At 36.8% G+C, this 26,468-nt stretch carries 25 protein-coding genes; 3 read left to right on the plus strand and 22 right to left on the minus strand.

Annotated features, from left to right (window positions below):
* Window positions 1-28: 28 nt before the first annotated feature.
* The 15 genes from ACZYT3_RS04015 to ACZYT3_RS04085 all read right to left on the minus strand — a co-directional run bounded on the left by ACZYT3_RS04015 (window position 29) and on the right by ACZYT3_RS04085 (window position 16,603).
* Complete coding sequence (locus ACZYT3_RS04015) at window positions 29-862, minus strand: DUF4358 domain-containing protein (protein ID WP_464087771.1); 834 nt, start codon at window positions 860-862, stop codon at window positions 29-31.
* Between the two features lie 120 nt (window positions 863-982).
* Complete coding sequence (locus tag ACZYT3_RS04020; RefSeq protein WP_294562330.1) at window positions 983-3,211, minus strand: penicillin-binding protein; 2,229 nt, start codon at window positions 3,209-3,211, stop codon at window positions 983-985.
* Window positions 3,212-3,223: 12 nt separating this feature from the next.
* Window positions 3,224-3,529 carry a hypothetical protein gene (locus tag ACZYT3_RS04025; RefSeq protein ID WP_294562327.1) on the minus strand — a complete coding sequence of 102 codons (306 nt, stop codon included), beginning with the start codon at window positions 3,527-3,529 and terminating at the stop codon, window positions 3,224-3,226.
* A gap of 1 nt (window position 3,530) precedes the next feature.
* A complete protein-coding gene (gene rsmH / locus ACZYT3_RS04030) occupies window positions 3,531-4,463 on the minus strand; it encodes a 16S rRNA (cytosine(1402)-N(4))-methyltransferase RsmH (RefSeq protein ID WP_464087772.1) in 933 nt (310 codons plus the stop codon).
* Window positions 4,460-4,903 carry a division/cell wall cluster transcriptional repressor MraZ gene (gene mraZ, locus ACZYT3_RS04035; RefSeq protein ID WP_464087773.1) on the minus strand — a complete coding sequence of 148 codons (444 nt, stop codon included), beginning with the start codon at window positions 4,901-4,903 and terminating at the stop codon, window positions 4,460-4,462. The genes rsmH and mraZ overlap by 4 nt, the downstream gene beginning before the upstream one ends.
* A 211-nt stretch (window positions 4,904-5,114) precedes the next feature.
* Entirely contained in the window at window positions 5,115-5,846 is a 732-nt protein-coding gene (locus ACZYT3_RS04040) for a type 1 glutamine amidotransferase (RefSeq protein ID WP_294562324.1), read from the minus strand.
* A complete protein-coding gene (locus ACZYT3_RS04045; protein WP_464087774.1) occupies window positions 5,843-7,138 on the minus strand; it encodes a DUF1727 domain-containing protein in 1,296 nt (431 codons plus the stop codon). The genes ACZYT3_RS04040 and ACZYT3_RS04045 overlap by 4 nt, the downstream gene beginning before the upstream one ends.
* Window positions 7,139-7,199: 61 nt before the next feature.
* Window positions 7,200-7,367: a 50S ribosomal protein L32 gene (rpmF, locus tag ACZYT3_RS04050; protein WP_071442421.1), complete on the minus strand. Its 168-nt coding sequence runs from the start codon at window positions 7,365-7,367 to the stop codon at window positions 7,200-7,202.
* A 16-nt stretch (window positions 7,368-7,383) separates the two neighbouring features.
* The gene (locus tag ACZYT3_RS04055; protein WP_294562383.1) at window positions 7,384-7,902 is read right to left on the minus strand and encodes a YceD family protein; all 519 of its coding nucleotides are present in this window, start codon (window positions 7,900-7,902) and stop codon (window positions 7,384-7,386) included.
* Window positions 7,903-8,733: 831 nt separating this feature from the next.
* Window positions 8,734-9,678, minus strand: coding sequence for a hypothetical protein (locus tag ACZYT3_RS04060; RefSeq protein WP_464087775.1), 945 nt, complete (start codon window positions 9,676-9,678; stop codon window positions 8,734-8,736).
* Window positions 9,675-10,004 carry a CRISPR-associated endonuclease Cas2 gene (gene cas2, locus ACZYT3_RS04065; RefSeq protein WP_464087776.1) on the minus strand — a complete coding sequence of 110 codons (330 nt, stop codon included), beginning with the start codon at window positions 10,002-10,004 and terminating at the stop codon, window positions 9,675-9,677. The genes ACZYT3_RS04060 and cas2 overlap by 4 nt, the downstream gene beginning before the upstream one ends.
* On the minus strand, window positions 9,991-10,944 hold the full coding sequence (gene cas1 / locus ACZYT3_RS04070) for a type II CRISPR-associated endonuclease Cas1 (RefSeq protein WP_464087777.1): 954 nt from the start codon (window positions 10,942-10,944) through the stop codon (window positions 9,991-9,993). Before cas1 ends, cas2 begins: the two co-directional genes overlap by 14 nt.
* Window positions 10,910-14,581 carry a type II CRISPR RNA-guided endonuclease Cas9 gene (cas9, locus tag ACZYT3_RS04075; RefSeq protein ID WP_464087778.1) on the minus strand — a complete coding sequence of 1,224 codons (3,672 nt, stop codon included), beginning with the start codon at window positions 14,579-14,581 and terminating at the stop codon, window positions 10,910-10,912. Before cas9 ends, cas1 begins: the two co-directional genes overlap by 35 nt.
* Window positions 14,582-14,816: 235 nt before the next feature.
* Window positions 14,817-15,398: a hypothetical protein gene (locus ACZYT3_RS04080; RefSeq protein ID WP_464087779.1), complete on the minus strand. Its 582-nt coding sequence runs from the start codon at window positions 15,396-15,398 to the stop codon at window positions 14,817-14,819.
* Between the two features lie 287 nt (window positions 15,399-15,685).
* Complete coding sequence (locus ACZYT3_RS04085; protein ID WP_464087780.1) at window positions 15,686-16,603, minus strand: alpha/beta hydrolase; 918 nt, start codon at window positions 16,601-16,603, stop codon at window positions 15,686-15,688.
* Between the two features lie 56 nt (window positions 16,604-16,659).
* Between ACZYT3_RS04085 and ACZYT3_RS04090 the strand changes: the two genes are divergently transcribed.
* Together ACZYT3_RS04090 and ACZYT3_RS04095 are read left to right on the plus strand one after the other, a co-directional pair.
* Window positions 16,660-17,724, plus strand: a complete 1,065-nt coding sequence (locus ACZYT3_RS04090) for a tRNA(Met) cytidine acetate ligase (protein WP_464087781.1) — start codon at window positions 16,660-16,662, stop codon at window positions 17,722-17,724.
* Window positions 17,721-18,281 (plus strand): YdcF family protein, encoded by a 561-nt coding sequence (locus ACZYT3_RS04095; protein ID WP_464087782.1) that lies wholly within the window; start codon window positions 17,721-17,723, stop codon window positions 18,279-18,281. The genes ACZYT3_RS04090 and ACZYT3_RS04095 overlap by 4 nt, the downstream gene beginning before the upstream one ends.
* A 31-nt stretch (window positions 18,282-18,312) precedes the next feature.
* Here ACZYT3_RS04095 and ACZYT3_RS04100 read toward each other — a convergent pair whose 3' ends face one another.
* The 5 genes from ACZYT3_RS04100 to ACZYT3_RS04120 form a co-directional block, all read right to left on the minus strand.
* A complete protein-coding gene (locus tag ACZYT3_RS04100) occupies window positions 18,313-19,164 on the minus strand; it encodes a sugar ABC transporter permease (protein WP_294562837.1) in 852 nt (283 codons plus the stop codon).
* A complete protein-coding gene (locus ACZYT3_RS04105; protein ID WP_464087783.1) occupies window positions 19,164-20,510 on the minus strand; it encodes a carbohydrate ABC transporter permease in 1,347 nt (448 codons plus the stop codon). The genes ACZYT3_RS04100 and ACZYT3_RS04105 overlap by 1 nt, the downstream gene beginning before the upstream one ends.
* Window positions 20,511-20,561: 51 nt before the next feature.
* Window positions 20,562-21,770: an extracellular solute-binding protein gene (locus tag ACZYT3_RS04110; RefSeq protein WP_464087784.1), complete on the minus strand. Its 1,209-nt coding sequence runs from the start codon at window positions 21,768-21,770 to the stop codon at window positions 20,562-20,564.
* A gap of 75 nt (window positions 21,771-21,845) precedes the next feature.
* Window positions 21,846-22,574, minus strand: a complete 729-nt coding sequence (locus tag ACZYT3_RS04115; RefSeq protein ID WP_464087785.1) for a helix-turn-helix transcriptional regulator — start codon at window positions 22,572-22,574, stop codon at window positions 21,846-21,848.
* Entirely contained in the window at window positions 22,574-22,963 is a 390-nt protein-coding gene (locus tag ACZYT3_RS04120; RefSeq protein WP_294562098.1) for a hypothetical protein, read from the minus strand. Before ACZYT3_RS04120 ends, ACZYT3_RS04115 begins: the two co-directional genes overlap by 1 nt.
* 270 nt (window positions 22,964-23,233) lie before the next feature.
* On the opposite strand from ACZYT3_RS04120, the gene ACZYT3_RS04125 reads away from it, so the two are divergent.
* Window positions 23,234-24,325 carry an ABC transporter ATP-binding protein gene (locus ACZYT3_RS04125; RefSeq protein WP_464087786.1) on the plus strand — a complete coding sequence of 364 codons (1,092 nt, stop codon included), beginning with the start codon at window positions 23,234-23,236 and terminating at the stop codon, window positions 24,323-24,325.
* A gap of 55 nt (window positions 24,326-24,380) precedes the next feature.
* Here ACZYT3_RS04125 and ACZYT3_RS04130 read toward each other — a convergent pair whose 3' ends face one another.
* Window positions 24,381-25,109 carry a YebC/PmpR family DNA-binding transcriptional regulator gene (locus ACZYT3_RS04130; protein ID WP_294562096.1) on the minus strand — a complete coding sequence of 243 codons (729 nt, stop codon included), beginning with the start codon at window positions 25,107-25,109 and terminating at the stop codon, window positions 24,381-24,383.
* A gap of 127 nt (window positions 25,110-25,236) precedes the next feature.
* On the minus strand, window positions 25,237-26,448 hold the full coding sequence (locus tag ACZYT3_RS04135; protein WP_464087787.1) for a class I SAM-dependent rRNA methyltransferase: 1,212 nt from the start codon (window positions 26,446-26,448) through the stop codon (window positions 25,237-25,239).
* Between the last annotated feature and the right edge of the window lie 20 nt (window positions 26,449-26,468).

A 26,468-nucleotide genomic window follows, 5' to 3' on the forward strand; every position in this document is an offset into this window, starting at 1 on the left:
TATTATGATATAAAAAAAAGAAAAAGACCTACTGCAAATAGGTCTTGATTGCTTCAAATACTCTTTCATTATCCTTTGAGATGATAATGATCTGATATCCGTCCAGTTCTGTTACCATCGCATTCTTCACCAGCTCTTCTTCCTGCGGCATCGAAGCATAGTCCGTTTCCAATCGCTTTAAATATGAATTTAAAGCTTCCCGAACCTCATCCTCATGTCCTTCAACCGGCTTTACGATCAGATAGGTCCTGGCACTTGTCAGCACCGGCTTTTGAATCGCATATGCACTGACGATCGTTCGATTTAAACCATAGGTTTCCAGATCAGCATCCTCGGCAGGTGTCAAAACACCAAAAAGCGTTGCTTTCGCATTTTTAATTCGATCAAGCACTTCCTGATTATCATTTGACACGATCAGTGCGGTAAAATCTTCATTTTGTTCGATCAGTGCATTTTCAAGCAGTTTTTTATCATCGTCATTATCAGCAATTAAAATACGGTGGCTGACATAATCCATCAGTTCCTGCTTCAAGGCCTCCTCACGCCCGCTGACAGGCTTGAACACCATATACATCTGTGCACTTGTCGGTGAAATACGAACCGTTCCCTGAATAACATTATCAGGGTTAATTCCCAACACTTCTTCATACTCATAATCATAGACATCAGTCAAATTTTCAAATATATTGTCTTTTCCGTATTCCACACTTGAAAGAACATTCGAAATATCAAAGGTATCTTCCGCTAAATAAGGAAGTTGCTGATTTAATGTTTCCAGATCCAATGCCTGATCCTGTGGCTGTGAACAAGCAGTAATCAATAAAAAAAGCGAAAGAATCAGTCCAAAACGTTTAAGGTTCATACTTACTCCTCCCTTAGTCCACATTATTATACACAAAAAACAGGCATAAAAGCAAATCCCTCAAAAAATCCCACGAAAAACCATTTTATTTCGAAAAAAATCCCATGGATTCCATGGGATTCATTCAAGCTGTATCACAATTTCAGTATCCGAAGTAACAGCTGTATTCTCTGTCACGCTTTGACTGACAACCGTACCGCTGCCATTACAGATAATGTTAAGTCCGCTTATCTGTTTATAGATCATCACATCCTTATATGACCAATTGATCATATTCGGCATGCTTATATTGACTGAATTTGTTTTGATGAATACATTCTGATTTGTCGTTACCGAATCATTGGCATTCGGATACTGATCCGTTACCGTCGTACCATCACCGATATATACCGGATGAACATTCATTTCAGAAATCTTCTGATTGACATAATCCATCGTATGATTTTTTAAGGCCGGCATTGAATATTCCTGCCAGTTATCATAATTGGTTTCGGTATTTGTCGTTTCAGTAGAGCGGATACCTGCTGCCTCATACGCAACAGTAAAGAGATTCTGATAGAAACTCTTATCAAAATCACCTACATGAGAAGACTGGAAGCCATAGTAAACCATGATCTTTGGATCATCACTAGGAGCTGCTGCCATGATGTTTGAGGTATAAAGAGATTTTCCATATGAACCATTCACAGCGATTTCACCAGTACCTGTCTTACCGATCATATCAAGTCCTTCGATATTGTAAGAATAACCGGTTCCCTTTTCCGGATCCTGAATGACCTGCTTCATCAGCTCCATGACCTTCTGAGTTGTTTCAGTAGAGAATATACGCTGCGGATTGCCCTCTTCATCCGTATGCACATAAGTGGTGTCACCTTCATAAACGACATTGTTATTCGCATCTACGATTTTGTCAATATAATAAGGCTTGACCTCATAACCGTCATTAAAGATTGCCGTATATGCCTGTACGAGCTGTAAGGCCGTAATACTGGATCCCTGTCCATAACCAAAATTTAAACGGTCGATCGCATAGGTATTATTTTTGATACCCGTTTCTTCAGACATGGATAATCCTTCGACACCTGTCTGCTTGAAAAAGCCCAGGCGATCCAAATATTCCCAGAATACATCTGTTTTCAGGTAACTTGTCAACAGAGTCGCAATACAGGTGTTGGAAGAACGCACCAAACCTTCATCAAAAGTAATCGTACCCCATCCGGGACGATAACCGTCATTGATATTGCCCTCCAGCGAACAAGGTCCTTCCTTTCGATAGATTTCCGTATAATCGTCATTATAGCCAATACAGAAGCGTCCTGTTTCTACCGTATCAGAACCGCGATAGACCCCTTCTTCCATGGCAATCGCATAAGTAAACGGCTTGATGACCGAGCCCGGTTCAAAAGTAAACATGCTCGGCATATCCGTATAAACCGGATCTTCACGTGAATTCAGATCATAGGTAGGATAACCGCCATAAGCCAGTATCTTACCGGTTTCAACCTCCATGACGATCGCCCATGCATTTTCCGCATCATTATTCTCAATCGTTTTCTGCAGACAGTCCTCAAGCGCTTCCTGAATATCTTTATCGATCGTGAGATATACATCGCTGCCGTTGATTGCTACTTCGGTAATACGAGTCGTTCCCGGAAGTGAATAACCATTGGCATCCTTCTGTGAAACAGCCTTGCCATCTGTTCCCTTTAAATAATCATCCAGATAAGCCTCGATACCTACCTGTCCTACTAAACGCTGCTTCTGTGAATCATAACTGGCAAACCCTAATAACGTAGAAGCAAATCGTCCGGGCGTATAGACCCTCGATACCGTCTTTTCAAATTCTATGCCCGGAAGTCCCGTTGTCTTTTTATTTGGATCCGGTGTATAAACGATAGCATCGATCGCATCCTTTTGCTCCTGTGTCAGATTCCTTCCCTTATCTCCCAAATATGTCTGATATTGACCACTATCCTGAAGATTCAGATAATTTAGGATCTGATCCACATCCATACCTAAAATCGGTGCCAATGCTTCAGCGGTAAACTGCCGATCTTCCACATAAGCATAGTTACCTTGACGATTTTTATCCAAAATTGCAACGATCGTATATGTATCGCTGTTCTGTGCAATCGCACTGCCGTTACGATCCCGAATCGTTCCTCTTCTAGCCTGAATGACTTCTACCTTTTCCTGAGAACCTGCCTTTTTTTCCAGCACGTTGATACCGCTTCGTAAATGAACGCCGCTGATGGTAGTGAAAAAGACATTAAATGATATAATGCCTCCAATTAAAACTAATACTAGAAAAATAACGATTATTTTAATATTAGTTATATTTTTTTTCATTCAAATCACTCACTATTCTTTTTCATCGATATATGTAATACGATTTGCATCATAATTTAAGTCTACACCACTGGCAGCACAGATCGACATCAGATAATCTCTTTCTGTATATCTTGCTACCTCAAGACGCAATGTATCTAATTCCTTTTGTTTCTGTTCATTCTCGTTGTTCAGCTGTGTCAGTTCATAATTCAAAGACACATTCATGGAACGTACGACAAAGGTTGACCCAAGATACGCTAAAAGGCTCAGAGCAAAAACAACACTGAGAAGATTCTGCATTTTCAACTTTCTTTTTTTCTTAACGATCTTAGCCATCTTATTTCACCCTTTCCAATATTCTTAATTTAGCGGAATGAGAACGGTTATTCACCGCTAATTCCTCTTCACTTGCCGTAATCGGCTTACGGTTTATACAACGAAAATCAGCCTGTTTGATTTCACTTGCTTTTAATGGGATACGCTTATCGACATCCTCTGCACTGCTTTTACGCCGAAATGTATCTTTCACGATACGATCTTCCAATGAATGAAAGCTGATCACACAAATCCGGCCGCCTGTATGTAAACATTCACAGGCCTCTTCCAAACAGATTTCAAGCTCATGAAGCTCATCATTTACTTCAATACGAATCGCCTGAAAAATCTTTTTTGCCGGATGTCCTTTTTTATTGAGCACTTTTGCCGGATAAGCAGCTTTGATGCAATCGACCAATTCAAATGTTGTTTTGATCGGTTTTTCAACACGTCGCTGTTCGATCTTACGGGCTACCTGTTTCGCAAAGGGATCTTCTCCATAGCGAAGAAATACCCGGCACAGTTCTTCATAGGAATACTCATTGACCACAGTTGCGGCACTCAGTGACTGGCTCTGATCCATCCTCATATCTAATGGCGCATCATAGCGATAGGAAAAACCACGCTCAGCCTCATCAAACTGCGGTGAGCTGACACCCAGGTCAAGAAGCAAGCCATCAATGCCCTGAATGTGTAACTTTTCAAGTTCTTCTTTTAAATGCTTAAAGCCGTTATGTATCAGAGTAAAATTCGTTCCGATCTTCAATAATCGCTCACGACTCTCTTCAATGGCTGCTGCATCCTTATCAAAACAGATCAGCTGTCCTTTAGGAATTCGTTTCAGAATTTCTGCGGAATGACCGCCTCTTCCGAGCGTACCATCCACGTAGATGCCATCCTCTTTGATATTTAAGCCTTCAATACATTCATCCAATAATACACTTACATGTTTCATAGCATAAATTCCGTTAAGCTTTCAGCCAATTCCTCAAAGCTTTCCTCACTGTTTGACATATACTCTTCCCAAACATCCTTGGCCCAGATTTCAACCTTGCTGCCGGCACCTACCACAACACATTCCTTTTTGATGTTTGCCTGTTTGATCAGATTGGCAGGAATCAAAATACGTCCCTGCGAATCAATCTCCACCTCACATGCCTTGCTTGTCAGAATGCGGACAAACGCACGGGCCTGTGATTTCGTAGTCGGCAAAGTCTGAAGCTGGGCATAAATCTTTTCCCATGCTTCACTGGTATAAAGTGTCAGGCATCCATCCAGTCCCTGAGTGAGAATCAGTCCATCCTTCAGTTCGCTGCGGAAACGAGCCGGAATAATCAGTCTTCCCTTCGCATCAAGGTTGTGAGAATACTCACCCATGAACATATCATCACCCACTTTCTACCACTTTGCGCTACTTTATACCACTATTATAAAAGAAATGCATGAAATTGTATAGTCTTTTTTTCATAAAATTAATTAAAAGAAAAACAAATACATTCTAAAAAAGCGTCAAGCACGCTTGCTAGACGCTTTGTGTTAATTTAAGTAAAAATTGGATATGAAAAGCCATAAAAAAAGACCGGATTTTTCTCCCGATCTTTCATCACTAAGCTTTTAAAATCCTTGTTAACATTACCTCTCTGGCTTTATTTTCCAGCGTATCATCTAACTGTTCCAGCTTCACATCGCCATAACGCTTCTTCAAAGCTTTACGAAGGATCAAATCAGCAATCTGAGGGTTTTTAGGCAATAAAGGACCATGCATATAAGTACCTAAGACAGACCCGTTATAAAAGCCTTCAAAGCCACAGCCAAAGCTATTTCCCTGACCGCTAAGCACCCTGCCGAAAGGTGTCGAAACATTTTTCGTCTGACCGCCATGATTTTCAAAACCCACGGCCTTAAATTTCTCCCCTTCCACATCTGCTTCGATTGCAATATTACCAATACAGCGGACATCACGCGAAGCACTTTCAGTATAATAATCAAAAAAACCAAGCCCTTCGATCTTATTGCCATCGCCATCCAAATAATACTTGCCAAACAACTGATAACCGCCACAAATCAAAAGAACAAAGCTTCCCTCATCCATGGCCTTTTGAATATTCTCTTTACGACTCAACAGATCCTCTACCAAAAGGCTTTGCTCCTTATCGGCACCACCACCGATAAACAATAAGTCATAATTACTTAGATCCTTCTCTTCTTTGAGTGAGCATGTATCTACGATGCATTCAATATGACGCTTCTGGGCACGAATCTTCAGCACTTGAACATTTCCCTTATCACCATATAGATCCATCAGATCATGATACATCCAACATATTTTCAGATTCATGATGCATGCCTCCTTATGATTGAACGTGTTGACTGCAAGGCAGTATAAGTAGCGATCACATAGGCATCTTCCTTCAATTCTTTCAATCGAATGATACCATCCTCAACATGTTCATAGACTTCAATATTCTCATAGCCTTCATATTTCATACGCAAGGCAATATCATAGGCACGTGTGCCACTGCATAAAATTCTTTTCGTATGCTCATCAATCAAAAGATCAAAGTGAGCATCCCAGATCCACGAAACATCACGTCCATCCTGATCATGATCATTCAAAATGATCATGATATTTTTATCTTCATGATTTTTCATGATAGCCTTCATTACTTCATTGGCACCCGTTGGATTTTTCACCAGATTCAACAGGCACTTGCCATTTAAATCAAACAATTCATTGCGTCCTTTATGCATCGTGAAAGTTTTAAAGACTTCATTCGCACATTCATCAGAAACACCATTGACACCCATACAGCACAAAACTGCCGCACAGTTATAAATCGCATAAATGGCATTTTGAAATGAATGATATGTCTTCTGATTCATCGTAAAGGTTTCATTCTCATAATCAATCGCATCTACAAAATATTCAATGTCATTCTTACCAAACCCACATTCACAGGCAAACTTACCAATATGTGAATACTGATAATAATCATAATGCAACGGCCGTCCACAGCGTGGGCAGAATTTTCCCTCACTGGCTTCATTACTCGTTTCTGATGATACTGCATTTTTACCTACGCCATAATAATGAATATCTGCTTTTTTAGCACGATCCGCCAGACGTACGACATTAGGGTCATTAGCATTTAAAATCAAATGTCCCTCATAATCATCTAACACAGACTCAATACGTCGCACGATCGTTTCCATTTCTCCTGCACGATCCAATTGATCGCGGAAAAAGTTATTCACAACAAAAGTTGTGACCCCAAGATCCTTGAAAACACGCATGACCGTCAGTTCATCCACTTCAAGCACCATGACATCTGTCTGCACCTCATATCGCAAAGAGGAATGGGTACACAACAAAGTAACGATACCCTCTTTAAGATTATCACCCTTACGGTTGCCAATGACACGATATCCTGCCTTAGCAAATGATTCCACGATCAGATTGCTCGTCGTTGTTTTCCCGTTCGTTCCCGTAACCATGATGACCTTCTCAGGCATCTTAAATTTTTTTAATATATCTGCATCCATCTTCAACGCAATCGTCCCCGGTAAAGAGCCCCCTCTTCCCATCAGCGACAACAGAAAATGAATTCCTTTGATCAGCAACAGTTTCATAAAACACCTCTTTGTGATTATACAACACTACACAAAATAAAAAAAGAGTCATCGACTCTTCTTAGGCAACTTTTACACCATCGTAGTAACCGCACTCTCCACAAACTCTGTGAGTTCTCTTGAATGCTCCACAGTTAGGACATTTTACCAATGTAGGTGCCGCTAACTTGTAGTGAGTTCTACGTTTAGCTTTTCTAGTTTTAGAGTTACGTCTTTGTTGAACAGCCATCTTGCTACCTCCTCACCTATTCCTCTATCTTGAAATCCTTTAGTTTTGCTAACCGAGGATCGATTTCATCTTTTTTAGATGAATTGAATTCCTCCTCGCTTACAACCTCCCAGCCTTTTCCCTTGGGATACTTGACCCCTTCTTTTACAACCTTGTAAGGAATCTCCATTACAATCAGCTGGAAAATTGCCGGATACAACTCGACGGTATCTTTCTTTGTTTCATGAACATCCACATCCTGAGGATTCTTTTCAAATGAATAAACTTCACTTGAAGATGTATCAAACTCCACTTCCACATCTTCCAAAGAAATGCTGCAGGGCACCACCATGATCCCTCTCACATGAATATTGGCAATCGCCAGTTCAGTAGAAACATCATAATGAATATCACCTGATACCTCAACATCCTTTAACTTCCTTAAGTGGCTTACCTTCTTCAAATCAGCTTCATTGAATTCAATCATTTCATCAAACTCAATCGTGTTGTTTTCAGCCTGGAGTAATTCACTTTTCGTCCACTTCAAAGAAATCACCTCGTTGCTTAACGTAAGTAGTTTACCACAAACCCCAACAATAGGCAAGATTTATTTGCTGGAAAGTTAAAATACTTGACAGTATAATTTCATTTTTTAATTCAAGCACATATTTTGAAGATTCATTATTTATGTTTTTCTTTATGCTTACTGGCTTTTAAATCTTCATACCTATGTAGGCTCCATCCACGCTATGTTTGCAAGTATCACATTCTTAGGATACACTTTTCCACCTTTAGAATAAGACATGTCTTTCATTATTTTCTATTTAAATATCTAATTATTTTTGTTTGAGATCATCAGCTTCGATCCCTATAGAGTACTTGACATTTCCATCTTGGTCTGTTGTATTTTGATTAGGATATGATTCATGGTTGGTAGGGGATTGATTCCTATTCATCCTAGAAATCATATCTTTTTTTGTATATCCTTTAAGATATAACAATTCATTTTTTATTGTGTTGTTATTAATGCTATTTTCAAAATTTTCTATTTCAAATATTGTATTAACTAAATTCATGGAGAAAGATTAAACGCAAATTAATTCTACAAGATTCTTTATTCATCCACACCGCCATTAGGAGAAATATTGCGATAAAGCACAAATTAATTCTACAAGATTCTTTATTCTAACGGTCAAACTGGACGGGCCTGTAGAAGATAAAGCACAAATTAATTCTACAAGATTCTTTATTCCGCCATGACTTCCACGCAGATCGTCATGCGGTAAAGCACAAATTAATTCTACAAGATTCTTTATTAGTAATCAAGTAAAAGTAACTATATGGTCCCATTTAAGCATAAATTTTAATATTTTATTAGTAATATTTTTTATATTTTTTCTAACAATTCTATAAATTCTATAGAATAAAAATCACTTTTTTTCAAATTTTCAATAATTAATTTGGGATACTTAGATGAAATAACATGTAATATTTCTTTAAGGTAATATGTTTTTAACGAATAGTTTAGTAACTTGATTTCATCATCCACAAGTATTGGATAATAGTCTAATTTAGATTGATTTATTAAATCATTAGTTAGTTTAAGAAAGTATTTCTCCAAATCCATCATATCTTTATTTATAAGAAATATTTTATGTTGATGAATCAATATGTCACATAATTCAACTGACCTTACAAATAAGAAATATGTACAATCTTGACTATTATTAAATTTTTCAATCAATAAAAGCATTTGTGATAAATCTAAGTATAAATCAAAATCATCTATAATAATGATGTTTCTTTCTTTCTCTTTGTTTAACAACGTTGTTAATGACAAAGTTAAAAATCTTGATTTTGAAGGTGATAAAATATTCCCTTCTTCAAAAAAAACATAGTATGTTTTTAATAATTTCATTAAATCATCTACATATAAATCCGAATCATATGGGTCATCTGTTATACAATTTAATTTAAGTTTTATTTCATTAGTTACAGGCAACATTTCATTTTTTATATTATCTTTAATTTTTTCTAGAATCTGATCATCCAAATCATTTAATACTTCTTTTATAATTTTACTTAACAGTGTTTTTGAGGACAATTTAATTTCATCATTAAGATTCGCATTACCAGATATATATGTAACTTCAAAATCATTTTTTGAAACATTTTGATGTTCAATCATAAATATTTTATTTTGCCCTGTGAATGACTTATTGAAAAAATCAGCCATAGCTGATTTTCCACTAGACGTCCCTCCAAAAAAAATATTAATTTTAGATAATTCTAAATGATATGGATAAGATTCATACTCATAATCTATTTTCATTCTATTATCACCACACTATCTCTTTTTACTTTTTTCTCTGTTTCGGATAATTCCCCTATCACAAGAATCATTTCTTCAAATTGACGTTCAGTAATGCACAAAATACGGATATTGCCGTCTTTTGGTGCAATAGATTTAACACGAGCAATATGCTTATCAGCATCTTGTACATTTCTACAAAAACGTGAGTATACAGAAAACTGCATCATAATGAATCCATCATCCATTAAAGCTTTTCTAAATTTAACGTAACTTCTTTTCTCACTTTTTGAAACTGAAGGAAGATCAAATAAAACAAGTACTCTCATAATTCTATAAGAAGTCATCACCAACGCTCACATTTTCTTCATCTAACAAAGACGGAAGTAACAAATACTCTGAATTTTCATTTTCTAGGGCTTTTATATAACTTAGTACCATTTCTTCCATAGCATATTGAATAAGATAGTTCTTATTGTTAATTCGAACAGGTTTTGTCAATGTTTCAATCAATTCTTTCTTTATATCTTTAGTGAGTGGATAACTTAGATTATTGATATTTTGATAAATAACTAAATCAATCATTGGACGAAAAGGCTCCATTAAATCACAACTTAAATTAAAATTATTAGATTCTGAAATGTGATGAATACCAATGATCGTATTAAATCCATACATTGCCAAGATTCGGCTCATATTTGCCATTAGAATAGTATAGCCATAATTAAGGGTAGCATTGATTTCATCTTCCGATTTTCTTTTTCTGATAAATAAGCTGCCGTATAACCCAGAAAAGAAATATTTAGCAGCTAGTGCCTCTCTATTTGTCTTGTCATTTGATTTAAGCTCCTTTTCACATTCTAAAAGTCTATCTATGGCATATTCATCCTTGGTAGTCATTTCTATTACTCTTCTTTGATTTATGATCTTCTGTTTTACAATACGAAACCACAACTGAGAATTGAATGGCTTTTTAACGTCTAACTGCATATGAAAGACTCGTAGTTGCTTATAATGCATATGCAAAGGTAACGTTAATGAAACAGGCATATATTTATCATCACAGATAATTAATCCTATGTAATAAGAAGAAAGAGAGGAGATTAGCTTTGCTGTTAAAAGTGAATGATTATCTTCTAATAATATCATTGCGATATCTTCAAGAGGTACAATAACCTCTCTTTCACTATTTTTCACAACAAGATTATTATCTCGTAAATTAATTTTATCAGCACGTCGTATATAAATGCATCTATAAGACATTTGAGTGAATCTTTCCAAGCACATCAACACTGATTGGCTTTATAGATTTTATAGTAGATATGGTAACCTGATATCTTCCACCTATTTTATTAATAAGCTTATCTTGTAATAGATCATAAGCATCACCTAAATTACTTTTAATTTCTAGTTTACCTGAAGCACATCCTGACAATTGACATAACCCTTTACCTGAAGTTGTTTCTAAAAGAATTGTCTGACCTTTGTATAGTATCATTGGTTTAGTTACAAATCCGTATTTTTCCAATTCATCCTGTTTTATTGATAAATATTTATTTTGACCATACCATAATATAAGAGTTAAATCCTCTCTTTTATCAGCATTCATCAATCTAAAGCGGTCCATACCTACAAAATACAATTTATTATCATTTTTTCTTCGATATACATGTACTTGTAATACATCTGTTTTATCGACATATTGCTTGATACCTTTTCTAATTGCAAATGATTCTTTTATAATCCCATCGTTTAACTTGACCTTTTTAATCACATTACCATTCTTATTCTTTGGCAGACACTTTCTTGTTTTATAAGCATCTTCACCTGTTTTACAAGAACCAAGCCATTCTTTTACAGCTTCATAGATATAACGCTGAGTTGTATCTTTATCATAGATTTGTTCTAGTTTCTTTTTATCGAATGATTTAGATGTAATCGATATTCTTTCTGTCATGACAAGTCCTTCTTCTGCCTCTTTAACTCCATAATAAGTTGCTTTATGAAGCTGACCAGAAATTCTTGCTGAATAATGATGAGATACAAATAACGGTTTTATTAGACTCAAAATATCTGATGTCGGCATTACTGTTAAGGTCTTTTCTTTACCGCTATTAATCCTATCTTTATACAGATTCAAAATCCCCTCTTTTAAAATTTTCGGATCTCTCTCATATACTCTTAAAATCACTTCTTTATCGAAATAAGCATAAGGAAGTGGGAATTTGTTTCTACTCTCAAATAATATCATATCTTTTTGACTTTGATATTCTTCTTTTGTCATATATTCCGTCTTTGTTTCTAAAATATCACCTGTGCTCTCATCTTGTTTTGTTATGACTTCATAAGCAATTTCATTCATTCCCTTTTGTCGTCTGACCATTTCTTCAACTTCAACTCTTCTGCGAACCTTATCTGTAGCACAGGCAAGAATTGCCGCATCTAAAGCATGATGCAAATGATTTTCTCTATTTTTTACCTTATCATCTTCATCATATACTTTTTTGACCTTATTTAATAAAGCCTTCATTTCTTTGTCTTTTGTACTGATACCGTCGACAGTCATTTGATCTAGCTTTTTATATAAATCATTTAATTCAGAGTGATTTATTTTCTTCAAAGTATAATCTTTTTCATGCATGGAATGCGTCAAGCCATTTAAGCCCCAAACACCCCTTAATTTAGCTGTTACCTGTCCAGTAAAGGAACGAATCTTAATATTAGGAAATGAATAGCTCATAATTTCTTTAAAAGCCTTAGCAGCATATCGAGTATCATTAATTGTTCTAGCTCGATAATTATTCATAAATTTCTGATCAATTCTCTGAGCAAGATATCTTTCCTTCTTTTGTATAGAAATCTGAGATCTTTGTTTGATCCAATTACTATATTTATGGATTCCTTTTGCATCATTTGATTTAAAATACTCGTAAGGAATACGATTACCTTTTTCTGCATTTCTTTTCTTTAATACTAATGCTTTGTTTTCATAACGGTCATCAAAAGTTTTAGTATATGGAATAATATGATCAATTTCAACATCAGGTGTAAATAATTGACTTTCGTTTATACGAGAGGCATTTTCATCACCTGTAATGGCTAATGTATATGGACATATTCCTCCCTGTTCCATAAATAAACGATATTGAATCAAATCCTGTGAACTAATCTCCTTTACAGATCTGAATTTGTCCGGATGTTTTGAGTAGATCATGGCACGCATAGAATCATTTTTAATTTGATTGAACTGTTGTTCATCTTGAATCTGTTTGCGTTCATTTTTATCTTTGGTCAATTCACGTGCTAACTCAATATGGATTTCTACTGGTTTTCCATAACGGCGTATGATCGCATTCACAACTTTTCTAGTTTCAACAAGTGTTCGAACAACTGTTTTATTCGTTACCGTTTTCTCTAATCTTTCTAAAACATCATCAATTACTGGTACCTCATCATATTCAGTATCATTCATTATTTTATTTGTATGATCATAGCCACATTCTTTACAAGCTTCATAGTAATTCATTCCATCTCGAATCATATGTGGAAGAATGTTATATAAGAATTTCAAAGAAACTTTTCCAAATTCCTTAAATCCCTTATCTTTCATATTCTTTACAGCTTCTTTTTCAACATCATTCAAAGTTACATCCAGCAAAGAATCACGATCTCCATTCAAATAGCGTTCTATTTCTACATCTGACTTATTTCTTGTCAGACAATCAGCAATTAAATCATACTGCATTGGAGAAAGCTCATAGTCAATGCCTAACTTTTTAAGTTGTTTTTTCGTTTCTTCATACTGCTTTAACTTATAGATTTCTACATTGAGCTTAGCTTTTTCTATTTCCTGATTTAAATCTTTTTCAGGGTGCCCAGCAATATCTTTTACAATTTTAATATATTCATTTCTACTGACTCTCAAATTATAAAATTCAATATCTTCACCAATAACATCTTTAACCATTCCATAAGTAATCTTTTTCTTCTTTTTCGCAATTGTCACAAGCTGATCGACTTGTTCAGCAGTAAGCTTTTTCTTTTCATAATTACCTTTTTCATGATAACGAAGATCTTGAAGCTTTTGTACCAAAGTAAATAATTCATAGGTAAAGGATGCTTTAGGTGCTCTTGGCTGATTTTTTTCAAAACCACATTTACCAATCATTTTAATTAATGGGTTATGATAAGGCCCACAATCTGGTCCTTCTGAAAACATCCTCTGTCTAAAAAGAATTTCTTTATATTCATCGATAAATGCATCATCAATCAGATGACATTCCTTTTGCTTATAAAGGATCATCATCACTTCTTCTTCAATCATTGATCGTGTGATGCCATATAAATATTCTCCACCTGTATTACGTATTCTGCCTGTTTCTTTTTGCTTTTCAAGAAGATAATTTGTAATTGTATAATTTGCATCTTCTGCTTTTTTCGCTGCTAATTCTTTTTCTAATGTTTGCTTTGCATAAAGCAGTTTCTGTTCTTCACTTGCAGCAGATGCTTTACTCGCATTCTGTTCATCTATTTTTCTATTGGATTTAAATCCTCTCCCTTTTGCGTAATGAACAAGAACTACAAGTAATTCTTCATATGTCAATGCCTCTTTTTTACCTTTAATTTTTAATTCATAAGGGTTTTTGTTTTTCTTATAAATCTCATCTAACTGTTCTTTGGATAAAAAATGATTTTTGAAAAATAAATTCTTTGTACGTTGAACACGTCTTTTTCTTCTTCTTAATACTCTTCTTGTGCCTCTGAAAATTCTTCTATCTTCAACTGAAGCACCTTCTGGATCATAAATTCTTGAATTTAAGTCCAAAATAAGATAAGGCTCATTATTTTCATCTACCAATACACAAGCCCATCCTGTAGAACCAACGCCCATATCTAACCCTAGAATATATCTATACTTTTTCATAAATTTCCCTTCTTTTCCATATTCGAATCGTTATCTTATATTATTGACAAACAACTATTAAAATGTTAAATTATAGCTACAAAGATGTCTATAAGCACAAGACATGTTTGTAAGCACAAATTAATTCTGCAAGACTCTTTATCAGAGTCACATCGAAAGATGGACTGCAAAGCTATGGCTCAGACGTAAGTTTGAGCCTATGCTTTTTTATAGTTATTTGTTGATTTAATTTTGCTTACTCCAACATATCCACTCTTTCTTTCAAGGCATCAAAATCAGGATCATCAGCGGCATTTTTAAGACCCAGTTCATAATAATACTTTGCCTTCTCTAAATCCTTATGATAAGAGGTAAAGTCATCCACAAGCTCAACATAGCCCCATAACCACTTTGGATTCTTTTTTAATTCCTTTACGATATTTCTTTCTCCTTCTTCAGCCCGTCCCAGCTTAAATAAAAGAGTCACCTTTAAACGCAATGCATTTTCATAATCCAGATCCGTCAATTCAAACGTATCCATATATTCTCTTTGCATATCTAAAAACATCTGCAGATCTTCTTTTGAATTATAAACAATGATTTCATAATCACCAATAAACTTCATTGCGAAATCTTCCATGATACCGCACTTATCTAAATCATCTAACGTTTTGATGCCTTTTCTTTTCGCAAAGTTGATCAGATATCTAAATACTTCCACATAATAAGGCCTTGCTTTATCTTCTTCATGATTTTCATAATAATCTCTTCCAATTAACATTTTCTCATTGATTTTCTTGTCAAAGTATTTTCCAGGTTTGTTTCCATATAAGTCCATTATTATTCTCCTTTATTTTTTATGCCTTATGTTTACATGAAAAATATTATAAAATACAACATTTATCTCTTTGATTGGACAAGCTCTCTCATACCTTTTCACTTGCTTTCTTTATAACATAATAAAAGAAAATAAAAACATAAAATAAGAACTTAAAAACACTTTTTAATACAAATTCTACTTTATTCATCATTTATCCTCCATCTCTACCATTATCATACAAGAAAACCTGTTAAAAAACATAACACATCTATCATTTTTGATAAAACATGCTATGTTCTTTCATTTTATCCGACTATCTTATCCATAAATGTTAACATATCCTGCATGACTTCTTCTTTACAGAATTCATTTAAGATCTCATGACGGGCATGAGGATAGACTTTACTCACTACATGGGTATATCCACGATCTCTCATGAAATTAACGGCATTATTAAAATCCTGTTCACTGATGCGGCATGGATCTTCTTCACCAACGATGTAATAAATCGGACAGTCTTTATTTTTCATCTGCCATCCATTTGGGTCATAGGTATTTTTCAGAAGCAGAAACAGATTGAGATAACCATTAAGTGTAAACAGAAAACCACACTTATCGCTTGCCTGATAAGCATCCTGCACTTCTTTTACACTGCTGATCCACGAATGTGGATAATAGACCTCATCAAAACCTTTATTATAAGTACCAAACGCTAATTTATCGATCAGTTTTGAGCGATGGCGTTTGCCTAAGAAAAGACGCATCACTTTTACGAGCATGATTGCCAGAGGAGTCAGTGGATTTTTAGATGGTGAACCGCAAACGATCAAACCTGCATATGCATCGTCATTTCTTTTCATGACACAGCGTACGACAAGACTTCCCATTGAATGTCCAAATAAGATTATGGGAAGATCAGGGTACTTTATTTTGATCTCATCCGTAATTTGAATCACATCACTCACAATGGCATTTCCAGTGGAATCATTAAAATATCCAAGATCCTCATTTTTGATATTGCCATGTCCACGATGATCATGCATGACACAGATATAGCCCTTTTCTGCCATCTTTTCCATTACAGACTGATATCTTTCTTTATTTTCAGCCATACCATGGCACATCTGAAGAATCCCTTTCGCATCACTTTCAGGTTCAATGACCATTACCTCTAATGAAAGACCATCCACTTTGGATTTTGTTTTATAGAATTTAAATTCCATTTTTCTCACCTGCATTTAATATATCATAATTTATGATTTTATGGTATATTAAGCCTATGAAAACATGTGGAATCGTCGTAGAATATAATCCGTTTCATAACGGTCATATTCATCATATCAACCAGACCAGGCAAATCACCCAATGTGATCTTTTAATTGCAGTCATGTCACCCAACTTTGTCCAACGCGGAGAACCTGCCATTATTGACAAGTGGCAGCGGACCCGATTGGCGCTTGAACATGGTGTTGATCTAGTTGTTGAATTGCCTTTTATCTATGCCACCCAAAGTGCTCAACCCTTTGCTATGGGAGCCATGCATCTTTTAAATCTTATGAAATGTGAGGCTTTTTGCTTTGGTTCGGAAAGTCATGATCTTCAGGAACTCATCCGTCTTTCTCAATTTGAAAAGATAGAATTAGATAAAAAAAAGGCACCTGTCCAATCTTATGAACAGATGTATGGCACCCTTTATGCCAATGATATCTTAGGGATCAATTATCTTAAATATTCAAAAAACATGACTCCTTACTGCATCAAAAGAACCAATCACTACTTTGATGACCGGTTGGAAGAACATATTTCCAGTGCCACCAGTATCCGCAAAGCCATTCAGGGCCATCAGGATGTTTCAAAAGCAACACCGGCGAAAATAGAAAATCCTGTTTTTTTGGAAGATTTTTATCCGATGATCCAACTGCTGTTATTTACGCTTCCAAAAGATTCTCTTAAAGAATTATTTTTAATGGATGAAGGGATTGAGAATCTTTTGATCAAAAATGCCCAATTTTCATCTTTTGAAGAATTTATGAATCATTGCATTTCAAAAAAATATACCCGCAGCAGGATCCAGCGTACCTGTATTCATTTATTAAATCAGACAACAAAAAAACAGGTCAATGAGCTTGCTTTACCAGGCTCTGTGCGTATCTTAGGAGCCAATGAAAAAGGAAGGAAATATTTAAGGAAGGGGAATTTTCCTTATGCTTCTAAATTTAATCAGATCGAAGAAGGCTATCGGCAAATGGAATATAAGGCTGCCTGTCTTTATTCGTTAGCTTTGCCAGAACATTTACGTGAAGATTTCCGCAAAAGAGAATTGGAGGCGCCTGTTTTTCTATGATCTTCTTATGTTTGATCCTTGTAATATTTTTATTCCTTCCCATCATCTGCTTTCCTTCCTGTAAACATGAAGAAGGCTATGTGGATTGCCTGATCGTGTTGGGATGTCCTGCCTATGATGATGGCAAAATGTCAATTACTCAGAAAATGCGTGTAGAACAAGCGGCAAAAGTGGTCATACGATATAAGATCCCTGTATGTATCTTTACCGGCGGAAAGGCGCATAATCATTATTCAGAAGCGCAGATCATGGGCGAATACTTTACAAAATTAACCCACCAGAAACCGCTTTTAGAAGATCAAAGCACGACGACCTATGAAAATATGAAATATGCCCGGAAAATCTGTCAGGAATACCATTTTAAAAAAATCGGGATTCTGACAAGCGGCTATCATGTGAATCGTGCCTATGCGATGAGCCGTAAGTTTTTTGATGATATTATTATGTTTCATGCCCCTTATCGTTTTACGCTCAAAAAGATGCTTCGTGAATATATTTCTCGATATCAGTATCTTTATATTGAAATTAAGAACCATCTTAAAAAGAAAGAAAAGTGATGCCGTGTTTTGCATCACTTTTTTATTACCTTTATCCTTTCACAGCTCCTGACATGCCTTCTGCATAAAATTTCTGCATCACCACAAACAGGATGGCAATAGGAATCGATACGCAGACAGCAGCCGCTGCAAAACGGGTGTACCAGGCATCGATCATCGTATATTCTAACATACGCCACATACCGATCGATACGGTATATTGTGAGGCATCTGCCCGACAGATCACCCTTGCGAAGATAAAATCGACCCATGGTGCCAGAAAAGAAGACAAGGCCGTATATACCAGAATCGGGCGACTGAGTGGTATCGTGATTCGCGTAAAGATCTGCCACTTATTGGCACCATCCAAAAGAGCCGCTTCATCGAGTGCCTTGGGAATCGTATCAAAAAATCCCTTTGCGATATAAAAGCCTGTACCACTGGCGGCACTATATACTAAAATCAAAGCTGCCTTGATCATGACACCTTCTGATAAGCCTAATGCCTGCAAGATATAATATACGGCGATCATGGACATAAAACCCGGAAAAAGACCTAATATCATCGCAATATTCATGAATGGTTTCCGTAATTTAAACCGTAAACGTGACGTACAATAAGCTACTGAAAGTACAAAAAAGCAGGAAACCACACAGGAAGCAGAAGCAATGATCAGCGTATTCATAAACATTTTAGGAAAGTTCAAGACACCTGTATCCGTAAAAAGATGAACATAGTTATCTATGGTAAATGCCTTTGGAAAGAAGGTCGTCACATAACTGCCTCTTTCTACGCGAAGGCTCGTTAAGATGACCCAAAAGATTGGCATCAGCCAAATTACCGCTAAAATGCTCAAGCCTGAATACACCGAACCATTCACCATTCTTTTCTTATTCTTTTTCATTACATGAATCCCTCCTCATCCTTATATGACTGCGTATTGCGATATGTCAATAAAGAAATGACAGCCAAAACCACAAAGGTAAAGATACCGATGACAGCCCCTAAATTATAATATTGTTTATCGATCGTCAGCTTATAGAGCCAGGTAACCAAAAGATCAGTTTTTCCGGCACTCATTCCTACCGGTGTCGGATCACCGCCTGAAAGCAGATAGATCACATTAAAATTATTGATATTGCTCATAAATGTCGTAATCAGATAAGGAGTTGTCACAAATAACATATAGGGCAAAGTAATCTTCGTAAAGATCGTAAAGGCATTGGCACCGTCCACCTTTGCCGATTCATATAATTCTGAAGGAATATTCTGTAAGATACCGCTGACCTGAATCATCGTAAAAGGAATGCCTACCCATAAATTGATGACGATCACGGTGATGCGTGCCCAAGTTGGATCGGTGAAAAACGGCAAGGAAGCCGAAGCTTCAATCAGATGCAGATTTCGCAATAAGATATTCACTGCTCCCTCCGGCTGTAACATCGTTCGCATGATCATGAGGGAAACAAACTGCGGAACCGCAATCGAGAGAATAAAACAGAAACGCCAAAAGCCTTTGCCCTTGGTTTCTTTACGATTGATGACAATGGCCAGCAACATGCCTAAGATATAATTTAAGATCGTCGCAAAGATGGCCCATGTCAATGTCCATCCCAAGACTCCCCAAAACTGACGGCCGATATCCCCGCTCACATCTAATACCTCAATAAAGTTTTTAAGTCCTACCCAATCAAAGAGGATCAAATGCTGATCGATCTTACTGTAATTCGTAAAAGCCATCGTAATCATGAAGATGAGCGGCAGGATCGTAAAGACAAGGATTCCGGTTACAGGAGCACTCAGCAGCAAGACATGCAGCCTGCTGTCAAAAAGCTCTTTGATGTCCTGTTTGAATGTAGGGAGCGCTAGTCCCTTTTCCTTTAAATATTGCACATGACAGGCACTTTTCACATTCGTTCGATATACCATAAAAAAGGCAATCGTCAAAAAGAGGATGCTGATACCAAACAGTAAGATCAAAAGTGACTGATCCCCTGCCGTATATTCATAAATGCCTTTAGCTTCATTCCATACCTCCTGCTGTATAGCTTCTCCCAAGGACGGCAGCTTTGCCAGCATCGAGAAACCATTTGTCAGCATGATACCGATATAAATGATCTGCACTGATAAAAAGATGAATCCTTTGATATATTGTCCACGTAAGAAATTAGAGCTGCCCATAAGAAGAAATGAGCATTTTGTGATTCTGTCACCCTGACACCAAGCTGCCTTAAATCCTGATTTTTCCATATCTTCTCCTTTTTTGAAAAAATCCCAAGGAAGATATCCTTAGGATCTTATTTACTGATCATTCAGCTGGGTCACATAGTCATCCAGCTTCTGCTGTGCATTGTCCTTTGTAATATCTTTTGCGATCAAGGCCTTACCGAATGTTTCCGCTGCTATCCAATAAGGTGCCATTTCTGAAAGTGTTGGCTGAATGATCGAAGTATTGGCAATCGTATCATTCTGGGCATTGATCAGAATGTCCTTTGAAATAACTGGATCACTTAGTAATTCATTGCTGCAAGGGATGACGCTGCGCATTTCATAATGCTTGAGCTGAGCCTCACTGCTTCCCAAGAAACGAGCCAATGCAACCGCTGCTTCCTGATCCTCACAGTTCGGATTGACACCAATGGCCTTGCTTCCTGCAAATGAAAGCATCTGCTTCTCTTTACCGTTGATATTTACCATTGGCAGCTGAGCCGCTCCTAAATTATCGCCTAAGATTTCTTTTACCTGGGCATAATCCCAGCTTCCTGAAAAATAAGCTTTTACTTCCCCGCTTCTAAGATTGGCAAGACCAGCTCCGTCTGCATCATTGACAAAATTCGGATTTGCTGCCAGATCCACCATATAATTAACTGCCTGAAGTCCTTTTTCACCACCAAAATCAATACCCTTCGAAGCATCACTGCCATCTCCAAACAAAGTGGCTCCATTTGCTAAAAAGAAGCTTCCGTTATACCATGCCGTCGTCATCGGGAAAGCTACCTTATCCTTCTCTAACATCGTATCTAAGCTTTTGATATCCTCTTTGCTAAAAGCCGATGTATCATAATACATGAACCATGTATTCGTCGTAAACGGAATCCCATAGATCGCATCATCCTTTGTCACCGAATCGATGATTAGCTGTGAATTATTCTTCTTAACATCCTCAGCTGCATCTCCGCCAAGCCTGGCAATCGCATTCGCATCTAACAGCGTTCCGATCTGATCATTGGAAAACATATAGACATCAGCCGAATTTTTCGGATCCTGTACCACCGTCTTACCAATTGCTTCTTCACTCACCGTACCAAACTTAAACTCAATTTCCCACTGCGGATGAGCAATCGCAAACTCATCACACATCGTTTGCAGCCAATTCCCCTGACTTTCATCCTGATCCTCAGCCGGTGACCATACGGTCAGCGTCACATTCTTCTTTTCTTCAGCTTCCTGACTGCAAGCACTCAGTGCCAATAGTCCTGTTAAAGCTATCAAGCTTTTTCTGATTTTCATCTTATCCTCCTGTCGTATGCCTCCATTATAGGTTTTAAAATACGATCCGTATATATAAGGAATTTATGATATCTATCAAATTTCTATGTCTTGACATCTTTCCTTCATATCTGTCAACTTTACACATCGCATACGATATTTCTTAGGAGATATGCCATAAGTTTCACGAAAGATCTGACAAAAATAAGAAACACTCTGATATCCAACCTGATGGGCAATATCTATAATTTTTTCATGGGAACCATCTAAAAGCTCCCTTGCCTTTTCCATCCGCACCTGCCGTATATAGCTTGCCAGATTTTCACCCGTTTCTTTTTTAAAGACGCTGCTTAGATAGCTTGGTGTACGACATGCGATATGTGCAAGCTGATCCACACTGATATCCTGTTGATAATGACATAAGATATATCGTATCACCGCATCAATTTCTTTATGTACAAAGCCCTTTTGCCGTTCAAAAAGAAGGATCGCCTCTTTGCATCCCCGCTCAATGATTTCCATCATGGCACAGATTTCCTGAGCACCATAAAAATTAATGACCATTCGTTTTACATTGAATGCCGCTTCATTTTCTAAAAAACGACATAATTCCCGTAAAAGCGGACTTAATATAAATTTCATATAATGCGGTGAAAATGAATCATCCAACCGATGACAAAGCTCATAAAGATAATGTTTCAGCTTCACGACATCCTTACAAATCAAGCCTTCTTGAAGTCCTTTTATCACTTGCTCCAAATCCTCTGTAAATGCCGTATCTGACAAAAAACCTGTTTCCTTGATCCTTTCATATGGCTGATCCATCATACACCTCTTTGAGATATACACTTGCTTTTTAAGACTTCAAGCAAGCCTTCATCACATTGTATCAATAAGCAATATCTTTCATTTTGATGCTTATATAGAAGCATATAAGCTTCTGCTTTATTTGGACCTGAAAAATCTTTTCGGTATTTTTTAGGATATGCCGATAAAAGCTGTGGATCATATTTAATGAAATCTGTCATGTTCTTCATATCTGCACGATATAATTTTTTTCGTTTTCTTTTATGAATGATCTTATAAATTTCAAATTCATCATCAAATAAAAGATATTCTATATCCTGATCAAAAAAATGCTTCATAAAAAAAGCTGCCATCAACACAGAAACACCCAATATAAAAAAGATTGGCAAAAAGAAGCTTATTATCATAACGAAGCCTCCTGTCAGAAATAAGAAAGCTACTATGAGCTTTTGAGAAAAAGATATCTCTTTTTGAAAACAAGATTCCATGTAACGATGCATGTGATCACCTCATTTTAATCATAATGGCCTCTTCTGTGATAAACTGTCGATTTATGCAGAATCTGCACCGATTTGTCTTTCCTGATCAATGTAATCACAGATATTTGATATGGTTCATATAAATGATATATTTTTTCATAAAAGATGCATGATACAATGATGAAAAAGGAGGATATCATGGCTCATTTGTCATTAAAAAATATCTATAAAACCTATTCCAACGGCTTTGAGGCCGTTAAAAATTTTAATATTGAAATTAAAGATAAAGAATTTATCGTCTTTGTCGGACCAAGCGGCTGTGGAAAATCAACCGTCCTTCGGATGATCGCAGGATTGGAAGATATTACCTCAGGTGAGCTTTATATCGCTGAGCGGCTATGCAATGATATCGAACCAAAAGACCGTCATCTTGCCATGGTCTTTCAAAATTATGCCCTTTATCCGCATATGAGCGTACGTGAAAATATTGCTTTTGCGTTAAAGCTGAGAAAGATGGATAAAGATGAAATCAACCGCCTTGTCAACGAAACAGCCAAGCTTTTAGATATCGAAGCATTATTAGACCGTAAACCTAAAGCTTTATCGGGCGGTCAAAGACAGCGAGTGGCCTTAGGAAGAGCCATCGTAAGAAATGCCCAGGTATATCTGATGGATGAACCGCTCAGTAATTTAGATGCCAAGCTTCGCATCCAGATGCGCAGTGAAATCATCAAACTGCATGAAAGAGTCAATGCGACCATGATCTATGTGACCCATGACCAGACTGAAGCAATGACGATGGCAGATCGAATCGTCGTCATGAAAGACGGTGACATCCAACAGATCGGTACGCCTAAGGATATTTATCATCATCCTGCAAATATGTTTGTTGCCGGTTTCCTAGGCTCTTTTGCGACAAATTTTCTCAAGGGAATGATCAAAGATGGTCATTTTTGTTGTGAGGGTCATGAAATTCAGCTACCTGAAATGTTTCATGAAAAGCTAAAAAGCTATCATGGAAAAGACATCATCCTCGGTATTCGTCCGGAGGATCTGCATAGTGAAGATATCGTAGCCGATACCTATCCTACTTCCTGCTTTGATTTTGAAATAGAGGTAAGTGAGCTGTTAGGCCATGAATGTATCCTTCATGGCAGGCTTGGCCGGCAATCCTTAGAAGCTAAGCTTGCTGCGCGTCAGGATATAAAAGCCCACCGGAAAATCAAATTGGCCATGGATCTTGTGAAGATCCATTTCTATGATCCGCAGACACAGCTCAATATTATATGAGAAGTTCACCTTACGGTGAGCTTTTTTATAAAGAAAAAATGCACCTTTCGATGCATTATTCTTCATTTACATTTTCAACATTATGCCATACGTTCTGAACATCATCCACATCGTCTAACAAAGTCAATAAACGTTTAAATAAGACCATATCTTCACCCTCAAGACGGCAATACTCATTTGGCAGCATCGCAAGCTCCAACGTATCATAAGCAACGCCCGGAATAAGCGCATCAATGGCTTCTTTTGCCTTATAGAGATCACTCGGCTCTACCAGGATCTGCATATTATCGCCCTGCACTTCGATCTCTTTCACATCAACATCCGCCATGATCAATGCATCCAGCATCGTTTCTTCATCTGTATAAGCAATGATGATATTTCCTAAGTGCTGATAATTGAAAGATACGCTGCCACTTACGCCCAGCTTGGCATGTGATTTATTAAAGGCCGTACGTAAATCAGCAATCGTACGATTCTGATTATCTGTCAGGCATTCAATGATCAATGTTGAAGCTCCGGCTCCAAAGCCTTCATAGGTAGCAGATGAATAGTTTTCTGTTGATCCGCCCTTTGCCTTATCAATCGCTCTTTTGATGACATCCGCCGGGATATTGTTTGCCTTTGCTCTTTCAATGGCTTTTTTCAGCGCTTGATTCATATCTGGATCAGGTTCACCTGATTTCGCTGCTACATAAATTTCTTTAGAATGTCTTGAATACAGCTTGGCATTTGCAGCACTTGTCTTAGCCATAGCTGCCGCTCTTACTTCAAAATGTCTTCCCATATATTCCACCTTCTTCAATTTTTACCTAACAATTTTATCATACTTCATATAAATTTTAAAGAAAAAAATCATGAAGCCCTCTTTTCTCCCAAAAACAGCGTCCGATACAAAGAGGACGCTATATATACTAACAGATTTGAAAAATATAAAATTTAAGATATTCCGTTTCCGGAACATTCCAAAGAATCGGATGATCACAGCACTGTCGTCTTTCTTCGATCAATCGCAAATCAACATTTGCTTCATGTGCCGCTTCCTTTAACATTCTTACAAACAGATAGTTTTCCATGAAATGAGAACAGCTGCAGGTCGCTAAATAACCGCCTCGCGGCAATTTCCGCATGGCTGCCAGATTGATTTTCTTATAACCCTCATAAGCATTGTTCACAGTCTTTTTTGACTTTGTAAAGGCAGGAGGATCTAAGATGATCAGATCAAATTCATTCTTTTTCATGTTTTCCAGATACTCAAAGACATCTGCAACCACATATTCTACATCAAGCTGATTTCTATCCGCATTCTTTTTAGCCATCTCGATCGCAGAACTTGAAATATCTACGCTGACCACTCGCTTTGCTTTGCCTTTTGCGGCATTCAAGCCAAACGAACCTGTATGAGTAAAACAGTCCAATACCCGCATATTCTCTGCAAGCCTTGCCACTGCCAGACGATTGTATTTCTGATCCAGAAAGAAACCGGTCTTCTGACCATTTTCCACATCTACTTCATATTCGATGCCATTTTCACAAATGATCGTATGGGTATAAGAAGGAATTTCCATGTTTCTTAAAGGATAGTAACCTTTATATTGAACCAATCCCTCTTTTTCTCTTAGATTAGAATCATTCCGCTCATAGATACCTTTGATTTCATCCCTTTCCTCATTCAACAATTCAATAAGCTTATGAAAGAGAAGATCTTTGATTTTCTCCATACCTAATGAATTAACCTGGGCAACCAGAAGATCATTAAAACGATCGACCGTCAGCCCGCTGAACATATCCGCCTCACCAAAAATCAAACGGCAACATGAAAAATCATCTTTCATGACCGTTTTACGATATTCGATTGCATGACGTAAACGACGTTCATAAAAGGCTTCATCAAAAACATCGTTGGCATTGCGAGAAAGAATGCGAACACGGATCACGGAGTTTTCATTGATAAACCCACTGCCATAATATTTCCCGGATTCACTGACAACATCTACGATATCACCATTTTCATAAGGCTCATAAGAAAGGATCTCGTTATCATAAACCCACGGATGTTTCTTTTCTTGTCTTTTTTCTGCTTTTTTACTGATCACAACTTGTGGATAATTTCTTTTTATTTTCATAGATTCATTATATCAGAGTT

It is taken from the genome of Traorella sp. mt218 (assembly GCF_055420025.1).